Below are 23,835 nucleotides of genomic sequence, written 5' to 3'. Positions count from 1 at the left end.
TCCCTTACCCCTTCATCATCGTAATATCGTCAACTTCAATCGAGCCGCGATTACGGAAATACACCGTGACAATGGCCAGCCCGATGGCGGATTCCGCCGCCGCGATGGTCAGCACGAACAGGGTCATCACCTGCCCCGACAGATCGCCGGTGGCGGCTGAAAACGCCACGAAATTGATATTGGCCGAAAGCAGGATCAACTCGATCGACATCAGGATGATGATGACGTTCTTGCGGTTGAGAAAAATGCCGAACACGCCAAGCACCAGCAAGATCGCGCCAATGCTCAGATAGGGTGCCAGGCCGATGGCCTCGATCGGGCTATTCATTGCCTTCTCCTTTCGTGCCAGTCGCAGGCGTCGCGATCACCAGCGCGGTGCCGTCAGCTTCGCGTGCTTCCGCCTCGCGCCAGGCCTCGGTGCCATAGGTGCCGGGCACGGCGGCGATGTCGTAGCTTTCATGCGGGCGCAGGAAGCCGCCCTGCGCATCAACGCCCGCGCCAAGCGGCACCTGCAGCATTTCAAGTGAACCGGCAGGCATGCGGTCATGCTGGCGGTCGATGTTCTGCCGCCGTCCTGTGGGCCGCTCGCGCAGGGTGAGCACAATGGCCCCGATCATGGCCACGAGCAGCACCAGCGCGCAGGCCTGGAACAGGAAGATGTAGTGCGTGTAGATCACATCGCCCAAAGCCGCCGTGTTGGTGCGCGTGGGCGATGAGGGCACGAGATGCGCGATCTGGCCGATATTGGTTGCCGAGCGCCAGTGCATGAACGCCATGAGCAGTTCAACCAGCAGCACGCCCCCCACGACCCCGCCAATGGGCGCGTAACGCTGCACGCCTTCGCGCATGTGCGTGAAGTTGACATCCAGCATCATGACCACGAACAGGAACAGGACTGCGACCGCGCCCACATAGACAATGACCAGCGTCATCGCCAGGAACTCGGCCCCTGCAATGAGGAACAGCCCGGCTGCGTTGAAGAAGGCGAGGATCAGGAACAGCACCGAATGCACGGGGTTGCGCGCGCTCACCACCATGGTGGCGGACAGGACCAGAACCGCAGCAAAAACGTAAAAGACAATCTGGGTCATCATGGGTAGGTTTCCTGCCGCATGGATGTTTCCTCCTGCTGGCAAGGCTTTCCCGGCATGGGCCGGGGCGGCCATGCACGTTCAGCGGTACGGGGCATCAAGCTCGAGCCTGCGGGCCAGCACGCTTTCCCAGCGGTCGCCATTGGCCAGCAGCTTGTCCTTGTCGTACATCAGTTCTTCGCGGGTTTCGGTCGCGAACTCATAATTCGGCCCTTCGACAATCGCATCCACCGGGCAGGCTTCCTCGCACAGGCCGCAATAGATGCATTTGGTCATGTCGATGTCGTAGCGCGTGGTGCGGCGCGAGCCGTCATCGCGCGGTTCGGCCTCGATGGTGATCGCCTCGGCAGGGCACGTTGCCTCGCACAGCTTGCACGCAATGCAGCGCTCCTCGCCATTGGGGTAGCGGCGCAGCGCGTGCTCGCCCCTGAAACGCGGCGAGAGCACGCCCTTCTCGTAGGGGTAGTTGATCGTGGCCTTGGGCTTGAAAAACGCCTTCAGCGTTGCCCCCATGCCTGCCGCAAGCTCGGCGAGCAGCATGGAGCGGGCGGCTTTGGTTAACGCATTCATCAGCCTGCTCCTCCGGGCAGAAGGCCCGTTACCATCAGGAACCCCGCGGTCAGCACCATCCACGCCAGCGAGAACGGCAGGAACACCTTCCAGCCCAGCCGCATGAGCTGGTCGTAGCGGTAGCGGGGAAATGTCGCGCGCACCCAGATGAAGACGAACAGGCAGAACAGGATCTTGGCGATCAGCCACAAAGGCCCCGGTATCCATGTAAAGGGTGCAATGGCCAGCGGCGGCAGCCAGCCACCAAGGAACAGGATGCTGACCATGCCGGACATGAGGAACATGTTCGCGTATTCACCCAGGAAGAACAGGCCGAAGGCGAGTGCCGAATATTCCACAAAGAAGCCTGCCACCAGTTCGCTCTCGCCCTCGGGCAGGTCGAACGGCGCGCGGTTGGTCTCGGCCAGCGCCGAGATGAAGAACACGATGAACATCGGGAACATGGGCAGGCAGAACCACACATGGCGCTGCGCCAGCACGATGTCATTGAGGTTGAGGCTGCCCACCGCCAGCAGCACCGACACGATCACCAGCCCGATGGACACTTCATACGACACCATCTGCGCCGCCGAGCGTAGCCCGCCGAGAAAAGCGTATTTGGAGTTTGACGCCCAGCCCGCAATCAGCATGCCGTAAACACCGAGCGATGAGATGGCCAGCAGGTAGAGGATGCCCACGTTGATATTGGCAATGGCCAGCCCGTTGCCGGTGGGAATGACCGCCCACGCGATCATCGCCAGCGAGAAGGTGAGGAAGGGCGCAAACAGGAACAGCATCCGGTTGGCACCAGACGGGATGACCGTCTCCTTGGTCAGCATCTTGATGGCATCGGCAAAGGCCTGCAGCACGCCGAACGGGCCGTTCACGTTCGGCCCCTTGCGCAACTGCATCGCGGCCATCACCTTGCGCTCGGCCAGCGTAAGATAGGCCACGCCAAGCAGCAGCGGCACGAGCACCGCAAGGGATTCGAGCACGATCAGCAGAAGCTGGCCAAGCGTGGTGTGAAAGAAGAAATCCGCCATGTCCCTACTCCGCCGCCTCGGTTGCGGGGCGCACGTAAATCCCCGAACAGGTTTCCATGGTCGGGCTTGCGCGGCACACGGCATGGGTCAGGTAATAATCGGCGATGACCGGATGGAAGGGCGTTGCCGCCACCGCCATGCTGCCCGCCTGCGGGGGCGTTGTGTCCGTAGCGCCAAGGCGTGTGTGCGCTACCTGCCCGTAGGCCGGGTGCGCCTGTGCGATGCGCGCGCGCAGGGCCTCGATCGTGTCATAGGGCAGCTTGCGGCCCGCCACCTCCGAGAAGGCACGCAGGATGCGCCAGTCCTCACGTGCTTCGCCTGGCGGCATGACCGCGCGGAAAGCGCGTTGCACGCGGCCTTCGGTATTGGTGTAGGTGCCCGGCTTTTCGGCATAGAGCACGCCCGGCAGGATCACATCCGCCCGCGCGGCCCCCGCATCACCATGATGGCCCTGATAGATGACGAAGGTGTCCGGCCCGATGTCATGCACCGCGAACTCATCGGCGCCCATCAGCCACAGCACGTCCACCCCGCCGCCCAGCATGCCCGCCACATCACGCCCCTGCGGGCCGGGCACGAGGCCAAGGTCAAGGCCCGCCATACGGCTGGCCGCCGTGTGCAGCACGTTGAAGCCATGCCAGTCGGGGCGGATGGCATTTACCTGCACCGCCAGGTCCCAGCAGGCTTTTGCAATGGCCTGCCCGTCGGGGCGGGTCAGCGCGCCATGGCCCACGATGATCATGGGGTTCTTCGCGTTGGCCAGCACCTCGGCAAAAGGCAGTTCGCCTGCAGCGAGCTTGCCCAGCGTGTCCGGCCCCTCGCCCAGCACTTCTGCCGTGTAGGTCGGGTCGGCATTGGGCGCGCCGATCATGGCGATGGGGAATTTGCCCCGTCCCGCATCGACAAAGCGCCTGCGGATGCGGGCATTGAGCACCGGGGCCTCCTGCCGCGGGATGGAGCCTACGATCAGCAGCGCATCCGCCTCGTCAATGCCCGCAATGCCGGTATTGAATGTGTAGAAGTCACGGCGCGATGTATCGTAACGCGCGCCGTCCTGACGGCAGTCGATATTGGGCGAGCCCAGCATGCCCATCAGGTCTTTGAGCGCCATCAGGCTCTCGGCGTCGCACATGTCACCCGCGATTGCGCCAATGCGCGCGCCCGGCACGCCCTTGAGGCGTGTTGCAATGAGCGAGAACGCATCCGCCCAGCTTGCGGGCTGGAGTTTGCCGTCCACCCGCACCCAGGGCCGGTCAAGGCGGCGACGGCGGAAGCCATCGACCACGAAGCGCCCCTTGTCGGCCAGCCATTCCTCGTTCACTTCATCATTGATGCGCGGCACGATGCGCAGCACCGACGCCCCGCGGGCCTGCATGACGATGTTGGTGCCCACCGCATCGCACACATCAATGGAGTCCGTGCGCTTGAGCTCCCACGGCCGGGCGCTGAAGGCGTAGGGTTGCGAAGTGAGCGCGCCGACAGGGCAGATATCGATCAGGTTGCCTGACAGTTCGGATGTCAGCGCCTTCTCGACATAATTGGTGATCTCGAGGTTCTCGCCGCGTGACACGCCGCCGAGTTCCGGCACGCCCGCCACCTCGGTGGAAAAGCGGATGCAGCGCGTGCACTGGATGCAGCGCGTCATCACCGTCTTGACCAGCGGGCCAAGATACTTGTCGGTCACAGCGCGCTTGTTCTCGCGGTAGCGCGAATGGTCCGCCCCGTAGCCGAAGGCTTGATCCTGCAGGTCGCACTCGCCACCTTGGTCGCAGATGGGGCAGTCAAGCGGGTGGTTGATGAGCAGGAACTCCATCACCGCCCGGCGGGCACGGCGCACTACCTCGGTGTCGGTAAAGATCTGCATGCCATTACTGATGGGAAAGCCGCATGAGGCCACCGGCTTGCGGCCGCCTGATACTTCAACAAGGCACATGCGGCAGTTGCCCGCGACCGATAGCCGCTCATGGTAGCAAAAGCGCGGTATTTCCTTGCCCGCCGCCTCGCACGCCTGTAGCGCGGAAGAACCGGGCGCGACATCAACCACAATACCGTCAACGGTTACTTTGACCACTGTTCCTACTCCGCCGCTTCAACAAGGCCGGTGGGCACCTGCACCGGTCGGCCGCCACCATGCGCCGCCTTGTAGGCGTGGATGCGTTCCTCCATGACCGGGCGAAACCTGCGGATCAGCCCCTGTATGGGCCACGCCGCCGCATCGCCCAGCGCGCAGATGGTGTGGCCTTCGACCTGGCGGGTGACCTGCTCGAGCATGTCGATTTCCTCGATCTCGGCGCGGCCCTCCACCATGCGGTCCATGATGCGCATCATCCAGCCCGTGCCCTCGCGGCACGGCGTGCACTGGCCACAGCTTTCATGCTTGAAGAATTTCGAGAACCGGGCAATGGCCGCGATGATGTCGGTGGACTTGTCCATCACGATCATGCAGCCCGTGCCAAGGCCGGAGCCTTCGGCACGCAGGCTGTCGTAATCCATCAGCACGCTCTCGCACACATCACGCGGCAGCATGGGCACCGAGCAGCCACCGGGGATGACGGCCAGCAGGTTGTCCCACCCACCACGCACGCCACCGCCATGTTTTTCAATGATCTCGCGCATCGGCACGCCCAGCTCTTCTTCAAACACGCAGGGCGTGTTGACATGGCCCGATATGGCCATGAGCTTGCTGCCCGCGTTATTGGGCCGCCCCAGCCCCGCAAACCAGGCCCCCCCGCGCCGCAGGATGGTGGCGGAAACCGCAATACTCTCCACGTTATTGACCGTGGTGGGGCAGCCATACAGCCCCATCGCGGCAGGGAAAGGCGGCTTCATGCGCGGCTGGCCCTTCTTGCCCTCAAGGCTTTCGAGCAGGGCCGTTTCCTCGCCGCATATGTAAGCACCCGCTCCACGGTGGATGTAGAAGTCGAAATCCCAGCCCGAGCCGCAGGCGTTCCTGCCGATCAGGCCCGCCTCGTACGCCTCGTCAATGGCGTGCTGGAGATGCATGGCCTCGTTGTAGAACTCGCCGCGAATGTAGATGTAGGCCGCATGCGCCCCCATGGCGAAGGAGGCGATCAGCGCGCTTTCCACCAGCTTGTGCGGGTCGTGGCGCAGGATCTCGCGGTCCTTGCAGGTGCCGGGTTCGGACTCATCGCCGTTGATGACGAGGTAATGCGGCCGCCCGTCATTCTTGCGCGGCATGAACGACCACTTGACCCCGGTGGGAAAGCCAGCCCCACCCCGCCCGCGCAGACCGGATGCCTTCATCTCGCCGATGATGGCATCGCGCCCGCGGGCGAGGATTTCCGCCGTGCCATCCCAGTCGCCCCGGGCGCGGGCCCCGGCCAGCGTCCAGTCACCCTGGCCATACAGGTTGGTGAAGATGCGGTCCTTGTCCTGCAACATGCGCTTTACCCCTGCCCCTGCGGCTTGATTGCGGCCTCATCCACCAGCACCCTGCGCCCGCCTGCCGGGGCGGAGTTGAGGCGGTCGATGGTGGGGCCGGGCGTGGGGCGCTCGCCACGCTTCAGCGCCTCGATCAGCTCAAGCGTGCGCGGGCCGTCGAGATCCTCGTAGTAATCATCGTCCACCTGCAGGATCGGCGCATTGGCGCACGCGCCGAGGCATTCCACCTCCGTCAGGGTGAACAGCCCGTCCGTGCTGGTCTCGCCAAACGCCCTGATGCCGGTGGCCTTCTTGCAGGCCGCCGTCACATCATCCGACCCGCGCAGCCAGCATGATGTGGTGGTGCAGACCTGCAGGTGATAACGCCCGATCGGTTTTGTGTTGAACATGAGGTAGAAGGTCGCGACCTCATACACCCGGATCGGCGCCATCTCGAGGCGCTCGGCCACCACATCCATGGCAATGCGCGGTATCCACGCGCTGCCGGTCTGGCGGCCCATCTGCTTCTGCACCACGTAAAGCAGCGGCAGCACGCCGCTTGCCTTGCGCTCGGGCGGGTATTTGGCAAGGATCACCGCAATCTGCTGCTCGCTCTCGGCATCAAATGCGAAATGGGTGGGTTCCGCGCCCGTGGGCACAGTGGGCTGGGTGGACATGTCGGTCACCTGTCAATCTCGCCAAACACCAGGTCGAGCGACCCGATGATGGCCACGGCATCCGCCAGCATGTGGCGGCGCGACATCTCGTCGATTGCCTGGAGATGGGAAAAACCCGTGGGCCGGATCTTGCAGCGATACGGCCGGTTGCTGCCATCGGCCACCAGATACACGCCAAACTCGCCCTTGGGCGTTTCGGTCACGGTGTAGGTGGCACCGGGCGGGACGTGATAGCCTTCGGTAAACAGCTTGAAGTGATGGATCAGCGCCTCCATCGAGCGCTTCATCTCGCGCCGTGGGGGTGGCGTAACCTTGTGGTCGCGCACTTTCACCGGGCCGGGGCGGATCTGCTCGAGGCACTGGTTGATGATGCTGACACTCTCGCGCATCTCGGCCACGCGCACGAGGTAACGGTCATAACAGTCGCCCTGGCGGCCTACGGGCACGTTGAACTGCACCTTGTCGTAATTATCGTAGGGCTGGCTGCGGCGCAGGTCCCACGGCACGCCGGAGGCCCGCAGGCACGGACCGCTGAAGCCCCAGGCCAGCGCCTGCTCGGTGGTGAACACGCCAATGCCAACCGTGCGCTGCTTCCAGATGCGGTTGCTGGTCAGCAGGCTTTCAAGATCATCAATCCATTGCGGGAAGGTGCGCGCCCAGTTGGCGATACGCTCCTCCAGCCCGGCGGGCAGGTCCTGCGCCACGCCGCCGGGGCGGACGTAATTGGCATGGAAGCGCGCGCCGGATGCGGCCTCATAGAACTCGAGCAGCTTCTCGCGTTCCTCATACCCCCACAGCGCGGGGGTGAGCGCGCCGCAATCCAGCCCGAAGGAGGTCAGGTTGAGGATGTGGTTGAGAATGCGCGTAATCTCGGCAAACATGACCCGGATCCACTTCGCGCGCTCCGGGGCCTCGATATTGAGCAGCTTTTCCACCGCCAGCGCGAAGGTCTGTTCCTCACACATGGGCGAGACGTAATCGAGCCGGTCGAAATACGGCAGTGCCTTGGGGTAGGTCTTGTATTCGATCAGCTTTTCCGTGCCGCGATGCAAAAGCCCCACATGCGGGATGGCGCGGGCCACGACCTCGCCCTCCATCTCCAGCACCAGCCGCAGCACGCCGTGGGCGGAGGGGTGCTGGGGGCCGAAGTTCAGCGCGTGGGAATCAATTTCCACCACATGGCGCTTCACCTCGCCATCGGGTTCTTCAGGCAGCAGGCTGTCGGGAATGCCCGTATCGCTACGCAGGGTGACATCGCTCATTGGCTCAGCCCTTTCGCTTGATGTCGTGGCGGTCGGCATGGGCTTTTTCATCGCCCGGCAGGGTCAGGATGCCTTCCCACGGCGATTCAAAATCGAAATTGCGGAAGTCCTGCACCAGATCGACCGGCTCGTAGACCACCTGCCGCCGCTCCTCGTCGTACCGCATCTCGACATAGCCGGTCAGCGGGAAGTCCTTGCGCAGCGGATGCCCCTCGAAGCCGTAATCGGTCAGGATGCGGCGCAGGTCCGGCTGGTCGGTGAACAGGATGCCGAACAGGTCATACGCCTCGCGCTCCCACCATGTGGCGGCGGGCCAGAGCTGGTGCACCGATGGCACGGGATGGGTCTCATCCGTGGTCACGATCACGCGGATACGGTGGTTATGGGTGACTGACAGCAGGTTATAGACCACCTCGAACCGTTCCGTACGGTCGGGAAAGTCCACGCCGCATATGTCCATTACCTGCTGGCAGGCATAAAGCGGCTCATCGCGCAGCATGGACATGAGGGGAAGCAGGCGGTCGCGCGTGGTGCGCACCACCAGTTCGCCCTTTTCGATGCCAGCGGACATGATGCCCGGCACGGTGGTGGAAAGCCGGAAGCTGATGGCCCCCAGGCTGCCCGTGACCGTACGCGGCTGGCTTGCGGGAAGGTTCGGTGCATCAGCCACGGCGGATTGTCCCCGTCCTGCGGATTTTCTTCTGCAGTTGCAGGATGCCGTAGATCAGCGCCTCCGCCGTGGGCGGGCAGCCGGGCACGTACACATCCACCGGCACGATCCGGTCACACCCACGCACGACGGAGTAGGAATAATGGTAATACCCGCCCCCGTTGGCGCATGACCCCATGGAGATGACCCAGCGCGGCTCGGCCATCTGGTCGTACACGCGGCGCAGGGCCGGGGCCATCTTGTTGGTCAGCGTGCCCGCCACGATCATCACATCGGACTGGCGCGGCGAGCCACGCGGGATGATGCCCATGCGGTCAAGATCGTAGCGCGGCATGTAGGCGTGGATCATCTCCACCGCACAGCATGCCAGCCCGAACGACATGGGCCACAGGCTGCCCGTGCGCCCCCAGTTGACCAGCTTGTCGAGACTGGCGACGACAAAGCCCTTTTCCGTCATCTCGCCGGTGATGCCCTTTATCACCGCATCCTGCTCCGGCCCCGGGGGCAGCATCTCGCGGTTCCAGGCAATGCTGTCAGCGGGCCGACCTGGCCCTGATGTATCGTCGTTGCCCATTGGGGCGCCTCCCCTTGTCATGCTCAATCCCAGTCCAGCGCGCCCTTGCTCCATTCGTAAATGAAGCCGACCACCAGAACGCCGAGGAAACCCATCATGGAAGCGAAGCCGAACCAGCCGATGCGCGACAGGCTGAGCGCCCAGGGAAAGAGGAAAGCGACCTCAAGGTCGAAAATGATGAACAGGATCGCCACCAGATAGAACCGCACGTCAAAACGGCGGCGGGCATTGTCAAATGCCTCGAAACCACATTCATAGGCCGACGTTTTCTCGGCATAGGGTTTCTGGTGGCCAAAAAGCAGCGAGCTGCCCAGCATGGCCCCCGCGATCACCACAGCAATGCACCCGAATATCAGTACGGGTAAATAATCAGCGATAACGGAATGCATCTTCCGTGTTCCCAACCTGTTAATACGCCGCCCGGTGTCTTTATCGACTTATGTGTGGCTGAACGGATGCTAGACCCAACGTGGTGGAGGGAACAGTTACTTAACCGTGTGCATTCATGAACATTACCGTGAAGATGAATACAGTAACGCTTCCGTCAACGCTGTTCTTTCTCGGCCATAATGGCACGATTTATTGTTCTCATTTTTCCGTGTGGAAAAACGGGCACAAAAAAACGCCAGTGCAATGGCATCTGGCGTGGTGCGGAACATGATGATGGGCTGTGCGCCATAATGGCGCGAGTGACGGGGCTCGAACCCGCGACCTCCGGCGTGACAGGCCGGCGCTCTAACCAACTGAGCTACACCCGCATGGGGCATGTTCCCGCACGAACACAGGAAACATGGTGGGCGATGACGGGATCGAACCGCCGACCCTCTCGGTGTAAACGAGATGCTCTACCGCTAAGCTAATCGCCCGCGCCCCTAGTAAGGGATTACAAAAAAGGGGGCAACCCGGAAAATGGATTGCCCCCTCTTTTTTTCCTGAAAACAGGCGGTCTTACTTGCTGACCGCTTCCTTCAGGTTCTTGCCCGGCTTGAAACGCACGGACGTGGATTCCGGAATGTCCAGCGGTTCACCCGTGCGGGGGTTGCGGCCCTTGGCGGCCTTGCGGGTCGCCGTAACGAACGTGCCGAAACCGACCAGGCGAACTTCCTGATTGTTTGCCAGCGCCTTTTCGATTGCACCGAAAACCGCATCAACCACTTCGCCAGCCTTGGCTTTGGCCAGATCGGCTTCCTCGGCTACCGCAGCAACCAGTTCCTGCTTGTTAAGTGGCTTCTCCATTTTACGCCTTTCTTTGTACTGTGCGCTTACGCAATCGTTCAAACATCGCGCCGCATTTCTGCTCGCACTATGCCGCTGTTTTTTCTCACGTCAACCAACAGAATTCGGGGAATGACAGAGAAAACCGTCATTCCCCTCCATCATGACAATTTTGCGACCACGCACCCCTGCCCTACGGCGCTCAATGCGTCAATGCAGGTGTTGCGGCCCCTTCGGTGGAGGAAGCTGCCACCGGCTCCGTCCACTCGATCGGCTCGGGCTTTTCCACCAGTGCCTGGCCAATCACTTCATCCACATGCGAGACCGGCAGGATGGTCAGCGCCTCGGTCACCACCGTGGGAATATCCACCAGATCCTTCTCGTTATCCTTGGGGATGAAGATGGTGCGCAGCCCCGCGCGGTGGGCGGCCAGCAGCTTCTCCTTCAGGCCGCCAATCGGCAGCACGCGGCCACGCAGCGTGATCTCGCCGGTCATGCCCACGTCGCGCCGCACGGGAATGCCCGTCATCACGCTCACGATCGAGGTGGCCATGGCGATACCGGCCGAAGGACCATCCTTGGGCGTGGCCCCTTCGGGCACATGCACGTGCAGGTCGCGCTTTTCAAACAGGTCGGGGGCGATGCCAAAGGTCACCGCACGGCTACGCACGTAGGACAGGGCTGCCGCGACACTTTCCTTCATCACGTCGCCCAGCTTGCCGGTCAGCTTGATGTTGCCCTTGCCCGACACCATCACGCTTTCGATGGTCAGGATTTCCCCGCCCACCTCCGTCCAGGCCAGCCCGGTCACGACTCCGACCATGTCCTCCGACTCGGTCTCACCGTGGCGGAATCGCTTCACGCCTGCGTATTTCTCAAGGTTTTCGGCCGTGATCGCCACGGTCTTGGCCTTGCCGGTCACGATCTCGGTCACGGCCTTGCGGGCCAGTGTGGCGATTTCACGCTCCAGGTTACGCACGCCCGCTTCACGCGTGTAACTGCGAATCAGCTCGCGCAGGGCATCATCCGACACCGACCACTCGCCTGGCTTGAGGTTGTTGGCTTCCGTCTGCTTGCCCAACAGGTGACGCTTGGCAATCTCGACCTTCTCATCCTCCGTATAGCCGGACAGGCGGATGATCTCCATGCGGTCCAGCAGCGGCTGGGGCATGTTCAGGCTGTTGGCCGTGGTGATGAACATCACATCCGACAGGTCATAATCGACCTCGAGATAGTGATCGCCAAAGGTCGAATTCTGCTCGGGGTCCAGCACTTCAAGCAGGGCGGAAGACGGATCGCCGCGCCAGTCGGCGCCGAGCTTGTCGATCTCATCAAGCAGGAAGAGCGGATTCGACGTCTTGGCCTTCTTCATGCCCTGGATGATCTTGCCCGGCATGGAGCCGATATAGGTGCGGCGATGGCCCCGGATCTCGGCCTCGTCACGCATGCCGCCGAGCGACATGCGCACGTACTGCCGCCCCGTCGCCTTGGCGATGGACTTGGCAAGCGAGGTCTTGCCCACGCCCGGCGGCCCCACGAGGCACAGGATCGGACCCTTGAGCTTCTGGGCGCGACTCTGCACGGCCAGGTACTCGATGATGCGTTCCTTGACCTTCTCCAGCCCGTAATGGTCGGTGTCGAGCACCTTCTGGGCCTCGGACAGGTCATGGCGGACCTTCGAGCGCTTCTTCCACGGAATGCCCAGAATCCAGTCGAGATAGTTGCGCACCACCGTCGACTCGGCGGACATCGGGCTCATGCTCCGCAGCTTCTTCAGCTCGGCCAGGGTCTTTTCGCGCGCTTCCTTGCTCAGCTTGGTCTTGGCGATCTTTTCCTCAAGCTCGGCGGTCTCGTCCTTGCCGTCCTCGCCTTCGCCCAGTTCCTTCTGGATCGCCTTGAGCTGCTCGTTGAGGTAGTACTCGCGCTGGGTCTTTTCCATCTGCCGCTTCACGCGGTTCCGGATGCGCTTTTCCACCTGGAGCACGCCGATCTCGGCTTCCATATGCGCAAAAACCCGCTCCAGGCGCGCATTCACGTCCTGAATTTCAAGGATTTCCTGCTTTTCAGGAATCTTCAGGTTCAGATGGCTGGCAATGGTGTCCGCGAGCTTCGACAGGTCATCAATCTGGTTGAGCGAGACCAGCACCTCGGGCGCGATCTTCTTGTTCAGCTTGATGTACTGCTCGAACTGGCCGATCAGCGTGCGGCCAATGGCCTCGGCTTCCTTGCCGTCGGTTTCCTGCTCGGGCACATCCTCGATCTCGGCCTCGAAGTGGCCATCGACCTCGTGCAGCGCGGTGATGTGGGCGCGCCTGCCGCCCTCGACAAGCACCTTGACCGTGCCATCGGGCAGCTTGAGCAGTTGCAGGATGGTGGAGACCGTGCCGTAGCGATAGATGTCCTCGGGCGTGGGGTCATCCTGCGCCGCGTTCTTCTGGGCCACGAGCAGGATCTGCTTGTCGCTGCGCGTCACCGCCTCAAGCGCGCGGACGGATTTTTCACGCCCCACGAACAGCGGCACGATCATGTGCGGAAAAACGACAATATCGCGCAGGGGCAGCACGGCAATCGTGTCACGCGTCGTATCATCATCAGCTTCCTCCACGCCACGCGTGGTGGCGACGGGGGTGCTGGCGGTGTTGTTCTCGGTGGTTTCCGTGCCTTCGGGCACGGGAGTCAGTCTGTCAGTTTCAGACATATTGTTTTTTTGACCTCCTGATGGACGATCCCGGATGGGCACCCAAGCATGTGGCCTGCCCATCCGTTGCGCCGCATATGCGACAACCTCACTTCAATGTTGTCACGACGCGCCGCCACCACAAGTGGTGCCGGCAATTCGGCATAAAGCGGCCAGACCGTCAGGCGGACTGTTCGGCCGGCTGGTTCTTGCCATACACATAGACGGGCTGCGCCTTGCCCTCGGCCACTTCCTTGTTGACCACCACTTCCTCGACATTCTTCAGGCCGGGCAGGTCGAACATGGTCGACAGCAGGATGCTCTCCAGGATCGCACGCAGGCCACGGGCACCCGTGCGGCGCGCAATCGCGCGCTGGGCCACCTGGCGCAGCGCATCCTCGGTGAAGGTGAGTTGCACGTCTTCCATCTGGAACAGGCGGGCATACTGCTTGACGAGCGCGTTCTTGGGCTTGGTCAGGATCTCGATCAGGGCCGCCTCATCAAGATCCTCGAGCGTGGCGACCACGGGCAGGCGGCCGATGAACTCGGGAATCAGGCCGAATTTCAGCAGATCCTCGGGCTCAACCTCGCGCAGCACGGCGCCCATGCGCCGCTCGTCGGGCGACTGCACATCGGCGCCGAAGCCAATGCCCGACCCCTTGCCACGCGCGCTGATGATCTTGTCGAGCCCCGCAAACGCGCCACCGCAGATGAACAGCATGTTGGTGGTGTCAACCTGCAGGAATTCCTGCTGCGGGTGCTTGCGCCCGCCCTGCGGCGGCACGGAGGCAACGGTGCCTTCCATGATCTTGAGCAAGGCCTGCTGCACGCCCTCGCCGCTCACGTCGCGGGTGATGGAGGGGTTGTCCGACTTGCGCGAGATCTTGTCGATCTCGTCAATATAGACAATGCCGCGCTGGGCCTTCTCCACATTGTAGTCGGCTGCCTGCAAAAGCTTGAGGATGATGTTCTCCACATCCTCGCCCACGTAACCCGCTTCGGTCAGCGTGGTGGCATCGGCCATGGTGAAGGGCACGTCAAGGATGCGGGCAAGCGTCTGGGCCAGCAGGGTCTTGCCCGTGCCGGTGGGGCCGATGAGCATGATGTTGGATTTTGCAATCTCGACATCATTGTTCTTCTGGGCATGGGCGAGGCGCTTGTAGTGGTTATGCACCGCCACCGACAGCACCTTCTTCGCATGGCTCTGCCCAATGACGTAATCATCGAGAATCTTGGAGATTTCACGCGGCGTAGGCACCCCGTCGCGCGACTTGACCAGATGCGTCTTGTGCTCCTCACGGATGATATCCATGCACAATTCGACGCATTCATCGCAAATGAACACGGTGGGACCGGCGATCAGTTTGCGGACCTCATGCTGCGACTTGCCGCAGAACGAGCAGTAAAGCGTATTTTTGGAATCGCCGGACTTGTTATTCATAACCGCTCCTATTCCCGCTCAGGGGAACTTCTCCATACCTTGCGACCGGGCGAAAAGCGCTGCCCGGACCGCCGCAGGCAACCCTTCCCCACCGGGGCCGGGAGCGCGCCTGCGAACGCACCCCCTGATGCAGATTACTCTGCAGGTTTTGACGCAACGTTACGACGGACCACTTCATCCACAATGCCGAATGCCTGCGCCTCTTCGGCGGACATGTAGCTGTCGCGCTCCAGCTTCTGCTCGATCTCCTCGAGCGTGCGGCCGGTGTGCTCCTTGTAGATCTCGTTCAGGCGCTGGCGGATGGTCAGGATTTCCTGCGCCTGGATCTCGATATCGCTGGCCTGGCCCTGCGCCCCGCCCGAAGGCTGGTGCACCATGACGCGCGAATTGGGCAGCGCGAATCGCCGCCCCTTCTCGCCACCGGCGAGCAGCAGCGACCCCATCGAGGCCGCCTGCCCGATGCACACCGTGCTGACGGGGCAGCGGATGTACTGCATGGTGTCGTAGATGGCGAGCCCCGCCGACACCACGCCGCCGGGGCTGTTGATGTAGAACGAGATTTCCTTGCTGGGGTTCACGCTTTCCAGATAAAGCAGCTGCGCGGAAACCAGCGCCGAGACCTGATCATAGACCGGCCCGGTGAGAAAGATGATCCGTTCCTGCAGAAGGCGGGAATAGATGTCGAATGCCCGTTCCCCACGGGAGGTCTGTTCGACCACCATCGGTACCAGAGCGTTATTGAAGATCTCTACGGGATCCCGATCCCTCATAGCCATATTCCCGATCCTGAAAAGCAAGGGCCCGTTCCACGTTACGCGCCCGGTGCAGGAGGCACGGACAGCGCAGGCGCAGCCGGACCCTTCCCGGTTACTTATGACAAAATAGAGACAAACACGCCAGATACCACCCCACCCCTGTCATTTTGCCAGAAACGGGGCGCACAATCCGCGCGTGCTCACCTGTCTACAAACACATACGGCGCGCGGAAGTCTCCTTCCGCGCGCCGCAGGCGTTACCTATGCCGCCAGAGCGGATCAGACGTCAGCTTCCGGCATTTCGGCCAGTTCTTCCGGCGTCACGACCTTATCCTCGACCTTGGCCAGCTCGACGATGTAGTCGATGACCTTGTTCTCGAAGATCGGGCCACGCAGGCCATCGACCGCCTGCGGGTTCTTGCCGAAATATTCGAACACGGCCTGTTCCTGGCCCGGATAGCGCGCGGCTTCGGCCCGGACGGCGTGAACGATTTCTTCCTGCGTCACGGTGATGTTGTTCACACGACCGATTTCGGCAAGCAGCAGGCCAAGCTTCACGCGGCGCTCGGCAATCTTGCGATAGTCGGCGCGCAGGGTGTCCTCGTCCTTGTCCTTGTCTTCCTCATCGAGGCGACCGGCCTTGCGATCTTCCTCGATGCGGGCCCAGATCTGGCTGAACTCGGCATCCACCATGCCCGGAGGCGCCTGGAAGTCGGTCTTTTCAGCCAGCTTGTCGAGCAGCTCGCGCTTGAGGCGCAGGCGGGAAAGCTGGTCGTATTCCTGCGTCACCTGCTGCGTGATCAGCTCGCGCACCTGCTCGAGGCCCTCGAAGCCGAGCTTCTTGGCCAGCTCGTCGTCGATCTTGGCTTCGACCGGGCGCTTGAGTTCCTTCACCTTGATGTCGAAGGTGGCTTCCTTGCCTGCAAGGTGCTCTGCGCCGTAATCGGCGGGAAAAGTGACGGTGATCACTTTTTCTTCACCGACCTTCATGCCCACGATCTGCTCGGCAAAACCGGGGATGAAGCCAGCGCCACCGAGTTCGACGTTCACGTCGTCAGCGGAGCCGCCTTCAAAGGCCGTGCCGTCAACCTTGCCCACGAAGTCCACGCTCACCACGTCGCCATCGGCGGCGGGGCGGTCTTCCTCGACCTTCTCGAACTCGCGCTGGCGGCTCGCGATTTCCGTGAGCGCCTTGTCCACCGTCTCGGCATTCACCTCGGACTTGAGGCGCACGAGCGACAGGGTGGACAGGTCGGGAATGGTGATCTCGGGCAGGATCTCGAACTCGACCGTGAACTTCAGGTCTTCCTTGCTGCCCGGCTCGCTGCCGGAAACGAGGTCAACCTTCGGCTGCATGGCAGGGCGCAGGCCGCGCTCGTCAAGCAGGGTGCGTGTCGCGTCGCTTACGACCTGCTCCATCACCTCACCCTGCACGGATTCGCCAAAACGCTGCTGCAGGATGCTCATCGGCACCTTGCCCGGGCGGAAACCCGGCAGCTTCATGGACTGTCCAACTTCTTTCAGGCGCGCGGTGCGCTTGCTCTCGATTTCCGCTGCGGGCACCGTAACGGTGAAACCGCGCTTCAGGCCATCGGAAAGCGTTTCAGTAACCTGCATCTGCCAGGCCATCCTCTCGGTCAGAACGTGTCAAAGAACGCAAGAAGCCGGTTGGGGCCACCACGTCTGCTCGCATAACGCGACTTGCCGGGATCATTGGTACGGGCGGAGGGACTTGAACCCCCACGGCTTGCGCCACCAGAACCTAAATCTGGCGTGTCTACCAATTCCACCACGCCCGCACAGTGCCCAGCCTGTAAGCGCGCGGCTTTAGCGCACCACAGGCCATGGGGCAAGATGCGAAGGGAAAAGGATTGGGCTTTTCAGCCGAAAACTTTTTTCGCCAGCCCCTCCGCCCGGTGGCGGGCCGTGCCGATATGGCGGTCGAAATCCTCGGCCAGCGGCCATTGTCCCGCGTGCAGCGCCGCATCGCCATGCAGCCAGACCCCGGCGCATGCTGCCTCCCACACGGGCATGCCGGCAGCGAGCATGGCGGCGATGATGCCGGTCAGCGTATCGCCCGAGCCCGCCGTGCCCAACATGGGGGTGGCATGTTCGTTGATCGCCACCCGGCCATCGGGGGCCGCGATGATGGTATCGGGCCCCTTGAGCACCGTCACCGCCCCCGTGCAGGCCGCAGCGCTGCGTGCGGCCTGCACCCGGTCAGCCCCCGGCTTGCCGAACACGCGCGAGAACTCGCCGATATGCGGCGTGATGATGGCCGCCCCCTTCAGCCGCTCCGGGTGACCTGCCGCCATGCTGAAGGCCCCGGCATCGGCAATCACCGCCCGTCCCGCCGCCACCAGGGCCGGAAAGACCGCCGCCACCTCCGCCACACTAAGGCCGGGGCCACACACCCATACATGGCGGCGCCTGTCTTCCAGCAGGGTTTCCAGCGGGTCGGAATCCACGATCAGGCCCGCGGGCGCGGTCATGCGGTAGACCTCCGCGCTGTCGCCCACGGCCAGCCGCACCAGCCCTGCCCCCGCCGCCCGCGCGCCTGCGGCGGAAAGCCGGGCCGCGCCGGGCATCTCGCGCCCGCCGCATATGCTGACCACGCCCCGGCTGTATTTATAGGAGTTCACCGTACATGGCGGCGTGCGCCACAGGCCGGGTTCATTGCGCCAGGTGCGAATCGCAACACCCCCGATCACGGATTCGGGAATGCCGATATCGGCCAGCACGACGTGCCCGCACAGCGTGCGACCGGGCAGCAGCAGGTGGCCGGGCTTGAGGCGGCAGAAAGTCACGGTCATCCCAGCCTGCGCCGCGCCACCGCGCACGCCCCCCGTCGCGCCATCCACGCCGCTGGGCATGTCTATGGCCACGATGCGGCGCGCTGCCGCGAGCACGGCCACCACGTCAGGCGCCACGTCGCGGCTCAGCCCCGCGCCAAACACCGCATCGACCACCAGGTCGAAGGCTGCCGCACTTTGAGGCGTAAACGGCACCACTGGCCCGCGCCACCGGGCGGCAGCCGCCGCTTCATCTCCGCCGGGGCGCGGAGCCGCAAGGGCTGCTACCGAAACCGGCCAGCCCTGCTCGGCCAGCCTGCGGGCGGCCACGTACCCATCGCCGCCATTATTGCCCGGCCCGCACAGCACCAGCACCCGGCACGGGCGCATGTGCTGGCGTATGGCGCGCGCCACCGCGCGGCCCGCGTTTTCCATCAGCACCGATACCGGCACGCTACGGGCGGCGGCGGCATCGATCTGGCCCATCTGCGCTGGCGTGGGCAGCACGAGGCGGGTGGCTTCGGGGGCTTGCATCTGTTCGTTCGCGGGCATGTTCTTTTCCCTTTCCCGGCAATTGGCTGCCGCACTGGCCTTGCACATGATACAGGAATGAGGAAACAAGCATCCCGCATCCTGCTTTATGGCAGGTGAGCGTTTTCCTTATTCCTTACCCCTGCAAGGAGGCTTCATGTCCCTTTCCATTGTCTGGAGCCTTGTGCTCGCAATCCACATTACAGGCATGGCGGCCTGGGTCGGCGGCATGATGTATGCGGCCTTCGTGCTCAAGCCCAGCCTGAACCTGCTCGATGCAACGCAGCGCGCCTCGGTGCATCTGCAGACGCTGAACCGCTTCTTCCGCATCGTGTGGCACACCATGCCTATGGTGCTGGTGAGTGGCTGGCTCATGATCTGGCACGAGGGCGGGTTCGCCTCACTGCCGTGGCAGATCAACCTCATGCAACTGCTTGGCCTGATCATGGCGGGCATTTTCGCGCGCATCTATTTCGGTCCCTACCAGAAGGCCCGCCGCGCCCTGCGCCCGCAGCCGGGGCAGTTCGACTCGATCCGCTCGCTGGTGCTGCTCAACACCGGCATCGGCATCCTGACCATCATCACCGCCTGCCTGGCCCATCCGTTCTGACAAATATGGGGCGTAACCTCACGCCCCCTTGATTTCCATTGCAAATCTCGATACGCACTGGGAATGTGGCGCTTTGAGGGGTTTATCCCCGTTGCGTGTCACACTCCCCTTCCCTGCATTGCTGCAGGTACATCAGGGACGGCAGCCTGATACAGCGCGACACGGTGGCAATCGGACGGGGCCATATTCATCTGCTGATACGTTCGAGAGTAATTTGAGCGCCAAAAAAACGTCCCCCGCCCCGACCCGTTCCGCAAAGAAGGCGGTCGCCCCGGCCCCCGTCGCCAGCACGGAAGCGGCACTGCCGCCTGACGCGCCAGAACAGGCCACCCCGGCGCAGGAAGAGGCGCTGCCCCTGTTTTCGGAACTCGGCCTGTCCGAACCCATCCAGCGCGCCATTGATGAAATGGGATACCGTCATCCCACCCCCATTCAGGCACAGGCCATCCCCTATGTGCTGATGGGCCGCGACGTGCTTGGCGTGGCCCAGACCGGCACGGGCAAGACGGCGTCGTTCACGCTGCCCATGCTCGAGATCCTTCAGGGTTCACGCGCCCGGGCGCGCATGCCCCGTTCGCTGATCCTCGAGCCCACGCGCGAACTCGCACTGCAGGTTGCCGAGAATTTCGTCAATTACGGCAAGCATCTCAAGCTGACCCATGCACTGCTGATCGGCGGCGAGAGCATGGCCGAGCAGAAGGAAGTGCTCAATCGCGGCGTGGACGTGCTGATTGCAACGCCGGGCCGCCTGATCGACCTGTTCGAGCGCGGCGGGCTGCTGCTGACCCAGACCAAGCTGCTGGTGATCGACGAAGCCGACCGCATGCTCGACATGGGGTTCATCCCCGATATCGAGAAGATCGTGGGCATGCTCTCGCCGCTGCGCCAGACGCTGTTCTTCTCGGCCACCATGGCGCCTGAAATCCGCCGCCTGGCCGATGCGTTCCTGAGCAACCCCAAGGAAATTACGGTCAGCCGCCCCTCCTCCGTAGCGTCCACCATCGAGACCGGGCTTGCCATTGTCGATGCGGCTGACAAGCGCCGCGCACTGCGCAAGCTCCTGCGTGAGGCGGACATGCAGAACGCCATCGTGTTCTGCAACCGCAAGCGCGATGTGGATGTGCTGTGCAAATCCCTCATCAAGCATGGTTTTTCAGCCGGCGCATTGCATGGTGACCTGCCGCAGTCGGTTCGGTTCTCAACCCTTGAGGCCTTCAAGACAGGCGCGCTGCAAATCCTCGTCTGCTCCGACATCGCGGCCCGTGGCATCGACATTGGCGGCCTGTCGCATGTGTTCAACTTCGACCTGCCGTTCCATGCCGAGGACTACGTGCACCGAATCGGCCGTACCGGCCGTGCCGGTCGCACCGGCCACGCCTACAGCCTCGCCACCCCGGACGAGGAAGCCCTGGCCCAGGCTATCGAGAAACTGACGGGCAAACCCATACCCCGAATTGAGGTCAAAGGCGTGGATAACCTTGAATGGTCGGATGAGCCGCGCTCTGCGGGCGGTCGTCGCAAATCCCGTGCCGAGAGCGGTTCGCGCCGCAAAAGCAATGCGGCAACCCCTGCCCCCGCACCGGCGGCACCGGTTGAGGAAGCGCCTCCCCCCGCGCCCAAGCCTTCGCGCAGCCGCACTGCGCCCGCCACGGGTGCGGGTCGCCGCGACCAGGGCCTGCTTCCGGCGGCGCCTGACCATGCCGTTACCGGGTTTGGCGATGATGTTCCGGCCTTCATGCAGTTGCCGCGCCGGGAAAAGCCCGTCGTCCCGGCTGACGAATAAACAGAGCCAGCATGGAACACGACATGGCCAGTGCCACCCGGGTGGTGGCGCTTGGCAATGACGGGGATGGCATAGCCGAGACCCCGGCTGGACGGATATTCGTGCCCGGCGCCGTTCCGGGCGATGACGTGGTGCTCGGCGCAGTCCACGGCACCCACGCAGCACTTGAGCGCATCGTCACGCCCGGCCCTGACCGGGTTGCGCCGCCCTGCGCCCTGTCTGGCCAGTGCGGTGGCTGCCGCCTGCAACAGATGGCGCTGCCTGCCCTGCTGGCATGGAAGACCGGGCGCGTGACCGAGGCGCTGCACCGCACGGGCTTTGCCACCATCCCCACGCCCACCACCGTGCAGGTTGCCCCGCAGGGGCGGCGGCGCGTTGACCTGGCCTTCCGCCGTGACGGCAGGCGCATCATCCTTGGCCTGCATCGCCGCCGGGGCGATGTGGTGGACATGACCACCTGCACCCTGCTCGACCCGGCCCTGTTCGCCCTGCTCGCCCCGCTGCGCGAGATGCTGCATTCGCTGCCCGGCGTGCATGCGGGTGGCGACCTGCAGATCAACCTGCTCGATAGCGGGCCGGACCTGCTGATTACGATGGATGGCAGGCCGGATGCCAATGACCGGCGTATTCTGGCCCAGTTCAGCAAGGCGCATGGCATACCGCGCATTTCGCTGGGTGGCACGCCGCCCGAAACACTGGCGCTGAACGGCCCGGTCTTTCATCATTTTGATGGCGTGCGCGTAACACCCCCACCCGGTGCCTTTTTGCAACCTGCACGGGCAGGCGAGGATGCTATCAGGCAAGCCGTGCTGGCGGCACTCCCCACCAAGGGGCTGAAGGCTGGCATCATCGAGCTTTATGCAGGCTGTGGCACGCTGTCCTTCGCGCTCGCTGCCCATGCCAAGGTGCTGGCCTATGAAGGGGACCGGGCGGCGCTCGCCTGCCTCAAGCAGGCCAGTGGGGGCACCCGGGTGCTGCCCGCGCTGCGTGACCTGAACCGCCAGCCGGTCATGGCGGCTGAACTGGCCAAGGCCGCGGCCATTGTGCTTGATCCGCCCCATGCCGGTGCAGGCGCGCAGATGGCGCAGATCGTGGCAGGCAAGCCGCGCCATGTCATTTATGTCAGTTGCAATCCGGTTGCCCTGCAGCGCGACCTGACGCCGCTGCAACAGATTGGCTATCAGCTCGAGCGCCTGACGGTGATCGACCAGTTCCTGTGGTCAACCGAGGTCGAGGCCGTGTGCGTGCTGAAGCTGCCGGGCGCTGGAAAAAACTACCGGCGCTAGAAAACAGACAAAAGTTTTTGGGTGCTGCCTTTTTTCAAAAAGGCAGCATTCTTCGAAGCTTTTTGAAAAAAACTTCACCAAAAACTTCCTTATGATTTCTGGATGTTTACGGGCTGACTGTTCAAATAGTCTCTAAAAAAAATGCCGCCTTTTTGAAAAAAGGCGGCACCCAAAAACTTACATTTTTTATCTGCAGCAATCAGACGTGGAAGCTTTCCCCGCAGCCGCATCGGCCTTTTTCGTTCGGGTTGGTGAAGGTAAAGCCGGATTCAAGCTGCCTGACCTCGTAATCCATCACCGAGCCGATCAGGAACAGCGTCGCCTTGCGGTCCACGAGCAGGGTCACGCCCTTGTCCACCACCACTTCATCGCCGGGGCCGGCTTTTTCCACAAAGCTCATGTCATAGGCGTGGCCCGAACAGCCCTTGGTTGAAACCGCGATGCGCAGAAGATGGCCCGCGTTCCTGGTCTGGTAGAGTTTTTCCAGCCGTGCGGCGGCCCGGTCCGTCATCGTCATGAGCGGTGGCAGGGCGCGGCGGGCGGGGGCTTTTACGGGTGTGGCTGTCTGGTGTTCGGTCATGGCACAGTCCCCTTGAGGGTTCAGAACATGTTCAGGGCAAGGCGGGCATCTTCGCTCATGCGCGACATGTCCCATGGCGGCTCCCATACGATCTCGACCGTGGCAGAAGTCACCGTCCCGATCTTTTCAATGGCTTCCTTCACCTGCACGGGCAGTTCCTGCGCGCTGGGGCAGTTGGGGGCCGTGAGCGTCATCTCGACCTTGACCGATCCATCTTCATGCAGGTCGATGGCGTAAATCAGGCCAAGTTCGTAAATATTGACCGGAATTTCGGGGTCATACACCGTGGCGATCGCCTCGATCACCGATTCCTCATCGGGCATGGCCGCCTTGTCTGCGGGGGTAGCGGGCTGCTCGCCATCCGGTGTCCAGGCCGATACGGTGGCCGCTTTCGTGGCAGGCGCATCGCTGGCCTCAAGGGAAAAATGCCCGGTCTCTTCCGCCATGCCCATGGCAGGCTCTACCTGATTTTTCTCGTCCATGAGACTTTCACCCGTTTTTATCATCATTGAGCATATCAATCAGTGCCGACCACGGCAGCAGGGCGCAGCGCCTGCGCGAACGGTGCTGGTGCAGCGGCGCAAAGGCCGCAAGCTCGCCCAGTTCCGCCGGGGCCGTGCCTGTTTCAACCGCCTCGACCAGTTCCGCGTGCAGCCTACCCACATGTGCGCGGTCCTGGCCCGTTACCCGCCCGGCCATGAGGTCGGCGGAAGCAGCGCAGATGGCGCAGCCCCGCGTTTCATGCCGGATCGCCTCGATCCGCCCCTGTCCGTCCAGCACCGCATGCAACTGCACCCGGTCGCCACACAGCGGGTTGGACCCCTGCCCGTTCAGCGTGGCCGCCGGGAGTGGTCCGGCATGCTGTGGTGCCCTGGCCCGCTCCAGCACCACGGTGCGGTACAGATCATCCTGCGCCAT

23 protein-coding genes and 3 tRNA genes are annotated in these 23,835 nt (G+C 63.1%); 3 read left to right on the top strand and 23 right to left on the bottom strand.

Annotated elements, in window-relative coordinates; translation table 11 throughout:
- Positions 1 to 4: 4 nt before the first annotated feature.
- The 20 genes from nuoK to GXY01S_RS04155 all read right to left on the bottom strand — a co-directional run bounded on the left by nuoK (position 5) and on the right by GXY01S_RS04155 (position 18,661).
- Positions 5 to 328, bottom strand: coding sequence for an NADH-quinone oxidoreductase subunit NuoK (gene nuoK / locus GXY01S_RS04250; RefSeq protein ID WP_061272205.1), 324 nt, complete (start codon positions 326 to 328; stop codon positions 5 to 7).
- Complete coding sequence (locus GXY01S_RS04245) at positions 321 to 1,094, bottom strand: NADH-quinone oxidoreductase subunit J (protein WP_061272203.1); 774 nt, start codon at positions 1,092 to 1,094, stop codon at positions 321 to 323. The genes nuoK and GXY01S_RS04245 overlap by 8 nt, the downstream gene beginning before the upstream one ends.
- Before the next feature lie 78 nt (positions 1,095 to 1,172).
- Positions 1,173 to 1,661 carry an NADH-quinone oxidoreductase subunit NuoI gene (gene nuoI / locus GXY01S_RS04240; protein ID WP_061272200.1) on the bottom strand — a complete coding sequence of 163 codons (489 nt, stop codon included), beginning with the start codon at positions 1,659 to 1,661 and terminating at the stop codon, positions 1,173 to 1,175.
- The gene (gene nuoH / locus GXY01S_RS04235; protein WP_061272199.1) at positions 1,661 to 2,683 is read right to left on the bottom strand and encodes an NADH-quinone oxidoreductase subunit NuoH; all 1,023 of its coding nucleotides are present in this window, start codon (positions 2,681 to 2,683) and stop codon (positions 1,661 to 1,663) included. The genes nuoI and nuoH overlap by 1 nt, the downstream gene beginning before the upstream one ends.
- A gap of 4 nt (positions 2,684 to 2,687) precedes the next feature.
- Positions 2,688 to 4,754: an NADH-quinone oxidoreductase subunit NuoG gene (gene nuoG / locus GXY01S_RS04230; RefSeq protein WP_061272195.1), complete on the bottom strand. Its 2,067-nt coding sequence runs from the start codon at positions 4,752 to 4,754 to the stop codon at positions 2,688 to 2,690.
- Positions 4,755 to 4,759: 5 nt separating this feature from the next.
- Positions 4,760 to 6,085 carry an NADH-quinone oxidoreductase subunit NuoF gene (nuoF, locus tag GXY01S_RS04225; RefSeq protein WP_061272194.1) on the bottom strand — a complete coding sequence of 442 codons (1,326 nt, stop codon included), beginning with the start codon at positions 6,083 to 6,085 and terminating at the stop codon, positions 4,760 to 4,762.
- 5 nt (positions 6,086 to 6,090) lie between these two features.
- Complete coding sequence (locus tag GXY01S_RS04220; RefSeq protein WP_061272268.1) at positions 6,091 to 6,741, bottom strand: complex I 24 kDa subunit family protein; 651 nt, start codon at positions 6,739 to 6,741, stop codon at positions 6,091 to 6,093.
- A gap of 5 nt (positions 6,742 to 6,746) precedes the next feature.
- Positions 6,747 to 8,003: an NADH-quinone oxidoreductase subunit D gene (locus tag GXY01S_RS04215; protein ID WP_061272193.1), complete on the bottom strand. Its 1,257-nt coding sequence runs from the start codon at positions 8,001 to 8,003 to the stop codon at positions 6,747 to 6,749.
- Between the two features lie 4 nt (positions 8,004 to 8,007).
- A complete protein-coding gene (locus GXY01S_RS04210; protein WP_061272191.1) occupies positions 8,008 to 8,673 on the bottom strand; it encodes an NADH-quinone oxidoreductase subunit C in 666 nt (221 codons plus the stop codon).
- On the bottom strand, positions 8,666 to 9,247 hold the full coding sequence (locus GXY01S_RS04205) for a NuoB/complex I 20 kDa subunit family protein (protein WP_061272189.1): 582 nt from the start codon (positions 9,245 to 9,247) through the stop codon (positions 8,666 to 8,668). The genes GXY01S_RS04210 and GXY01S_RS04205 overlap by 8 nt, the downstream gene beginning before the upstream one ends.
- A gap of 23 nt (positions 9,248 to 9,270) precedes the next feature.
- Entirely contained in the window at positions 9,271 to 9,636 is a 366-nt protein-coding gene (locus tag GXY01S_RS04200) for an NADH-quinone oxidoreductase subunit A (RefSeq protein ID WP_061272187.1), read from the bottom strand.
- Positions 9,637 to 9,928: 292 nt separating this feature from the next.
- Positions 9,929 to 10,005 (bottom strand) — tRNA-Asp (locus GXY01S_RS04195).
- Positions 10,006 to 10,038: 33 nt separating this feature from the next.
- Positions 10,039 to 10,113 (bottom strand) — tRNA-Val (locus GXY01S_RS04190).
- An 82-nt stretch (positions 10,114 to 10,195) separates the two neighbouring features.
- Positions 10,196 to 10,483: an HU family DNA-binding protein gene (locus tag GXY01S_RS04185; protein WP_061272185.1), complete on the bottom strand. Its 288-nt coding sequence runs from the start codon at positions 10,481 to 10,483 to the stop codon at positions 10,196 to 10,198.
- Positions 10,484 to 10,664: 181 nt separating this feature from the next.
- Positions 10,665 to 13,160, bottom strand: coding sequence for an endopeptidase La (gene lon / locus GXY01S_RS04180; RefSeq protein WP_061272183.1), 2,496 nt, complete (start codon positions 13,158 to 13,160; stop codon positions 10,665 to 10,667).
- Between the two features lie 160 nt (positions 13,161 to 13,320).
- Entirely contained in the window at positions 13,321 to 14,580 is a 1,260-nt protein-coding gene (clpX, locus tag GXY01S_RS04175; protein WP_061272182.1) for an ATP-dependent Clp protease ATP-binding subunit ClpX, read from the bottom strand.
- Positions 14,581 to 14,714: 134 nt separating this feature from the next.
- Positions 14,715 to 15,350 carry an ATP-dependent Clp protease proteolytic subunit gene (locus tag GXY01S_RS04170; protein WP_061272180.1) on the bottom strand — a complete coding sequence of 212 codons (636 nt, stop codon included), beginning with the start codon at positions 15,348 to 15,350 and terminating at the stop codon, positions 14,715 to 14,717.
- Between the two features lie 264 nt (positions 15,351 to 15,614).
- The gene (gene tig / locus GXY01S_RS04165; RefSeq protein ID WP_061272266.1) at positions 15,615 to 16,952 is read right to left on the bottom strand and encodes a trigger factor; all 1,338 of its coding nucleotides are present in this window, start codon (positions 16,950 to 16,952) and stop codon (positions 15,615 to 15,617) included.
- A gap of 97 nt (positions 16,953 to 17,049) precedes the next feature.
- Positions 17,050 to 17,134 (bottom strand) — tRNA-Leu (locus GXY01S_RS04160).
- Positions 17,135 to 17,215: 81 nt separating this feature from the next.
- Positions 17,216 to 18,661: an NAD(P)H-hydrate dehydratase gene (locus tag GXY01S_RS04155; protein ID WP_110570328.1), complete on the bottom strand. Its 1,446-nt coding sequence runs from the start codon at positions 18,659 to 18,661 to the stop codon at positions 17,216 to 17,218.
- Between the two features lie 154 nt (positions 18,662 to 18,815).
- Here GXY01S_RS04155 and GXY01S_RS04150 point away from each other — a divergent pair, with 154 nt between their 5' ends.
- The 3 genes from GXY01S_RS04150 to GXY01S_RS04140 all read left to right on the top strand — a co-directional run bounded on the left by GXY01S_RS04150 (position 18,816) and on the right by GXY01S_RS04140 (position 22,337).
- A complete protein-coding gene (locus GXY01S_RS04150) occupies positions 18,816 to 19,268 on the top strand; it encodes a CopD family protein (protein WP_061272262.1) in 453 nt (150 codons plus the stop codon).
- A gap of 214 nt (positions 19,269 to 19,482) precedes the next feature.
- Positions 19,483 to 21,051 (top strand): DEAD/DEAH box helicase, encoded by a 1,569-nt coding sequence (locus GXY01S_RS04145; protein WP_061272178.1) that lies wholly within the window; start codon positions 19,483 to 19,485, stop codon positions 21,049 to 21,051.
- A gap of 23 nt (positions 21,052 to 21,074) precedes the next feature.
- The gene (locus tag GXY01S_RS04140) at positions 21,075 to 22,337 is read left to right on the top strand and encodes a class I SAM-dependent RNA methyltransferase (protein WP_242501341.1); all 1,263 of its coding nucleotides are present in this window, start codon (positions 21,075 to 21,077) and stop codon (positions 22,335 to 22,337) included.
- A gap of 199 nt (positions 22,338 to 22,536) precedes the next feature.
- On the opposite strand, the gene GXY01S_RS04135 is transcribed toward GXY01S_RS04140, so the two are convergent.
- The 3 genes from GXY01S_RS04135 to sufU are packed head-to-tail and all read right to left on the bottom strand — an operon-like array spanning position 22,537 to position 23,835.
- Positions 22,537 to 22,917, bottom strand: a complete 381-nt coding sequence (locus GXY01S_RS04135) for a HesB/IscA family protein (RefSeq protein ID WP_061272174.1) — start codon at positions 22,915 to 22,917, stop codon at positions 22,537 to 22,539.
- Positions 22,918 to 22,937: 20 nt separating this feature from the next.
- On the bottom strand, positions 22,938 to 23,399 hold the full coding sequence (locus GXY01S_RS04130; protein WP_061272172.1) for an SUF system Fe-S cluster assembly protein: 462 nt from the start codon (positions 23,397 to 23,399) through the stop codon (positions 22,938 to 22,940).
- Between the two features lie 7 nt (positions 23,400 to 23,406).
- Entirely contained in the window at positions 23,407 to 23,835 is a 429-nt protein-coding gene (gene sufU, locus GXY01S_RS04125) for a Fe-S cluster assembly sulfur transfer protein SufU (protein WP_061272260.1), read from the bottom strand.

It is taken from the genome of Komagataeibacter xylinus NBRC 15237 (genome assembly GCF_001571345.1).
Classification (GTDB): Bacteria; Pseudomonadota; Alphaproteobacteria; order Acetobacterales; family Acetobacteraceae; genus Komagataeibacter; species Komagataeibacter xylinus.
This window is presented reverse-complemented; position numbering and strand designations above follow the sequence as displayed.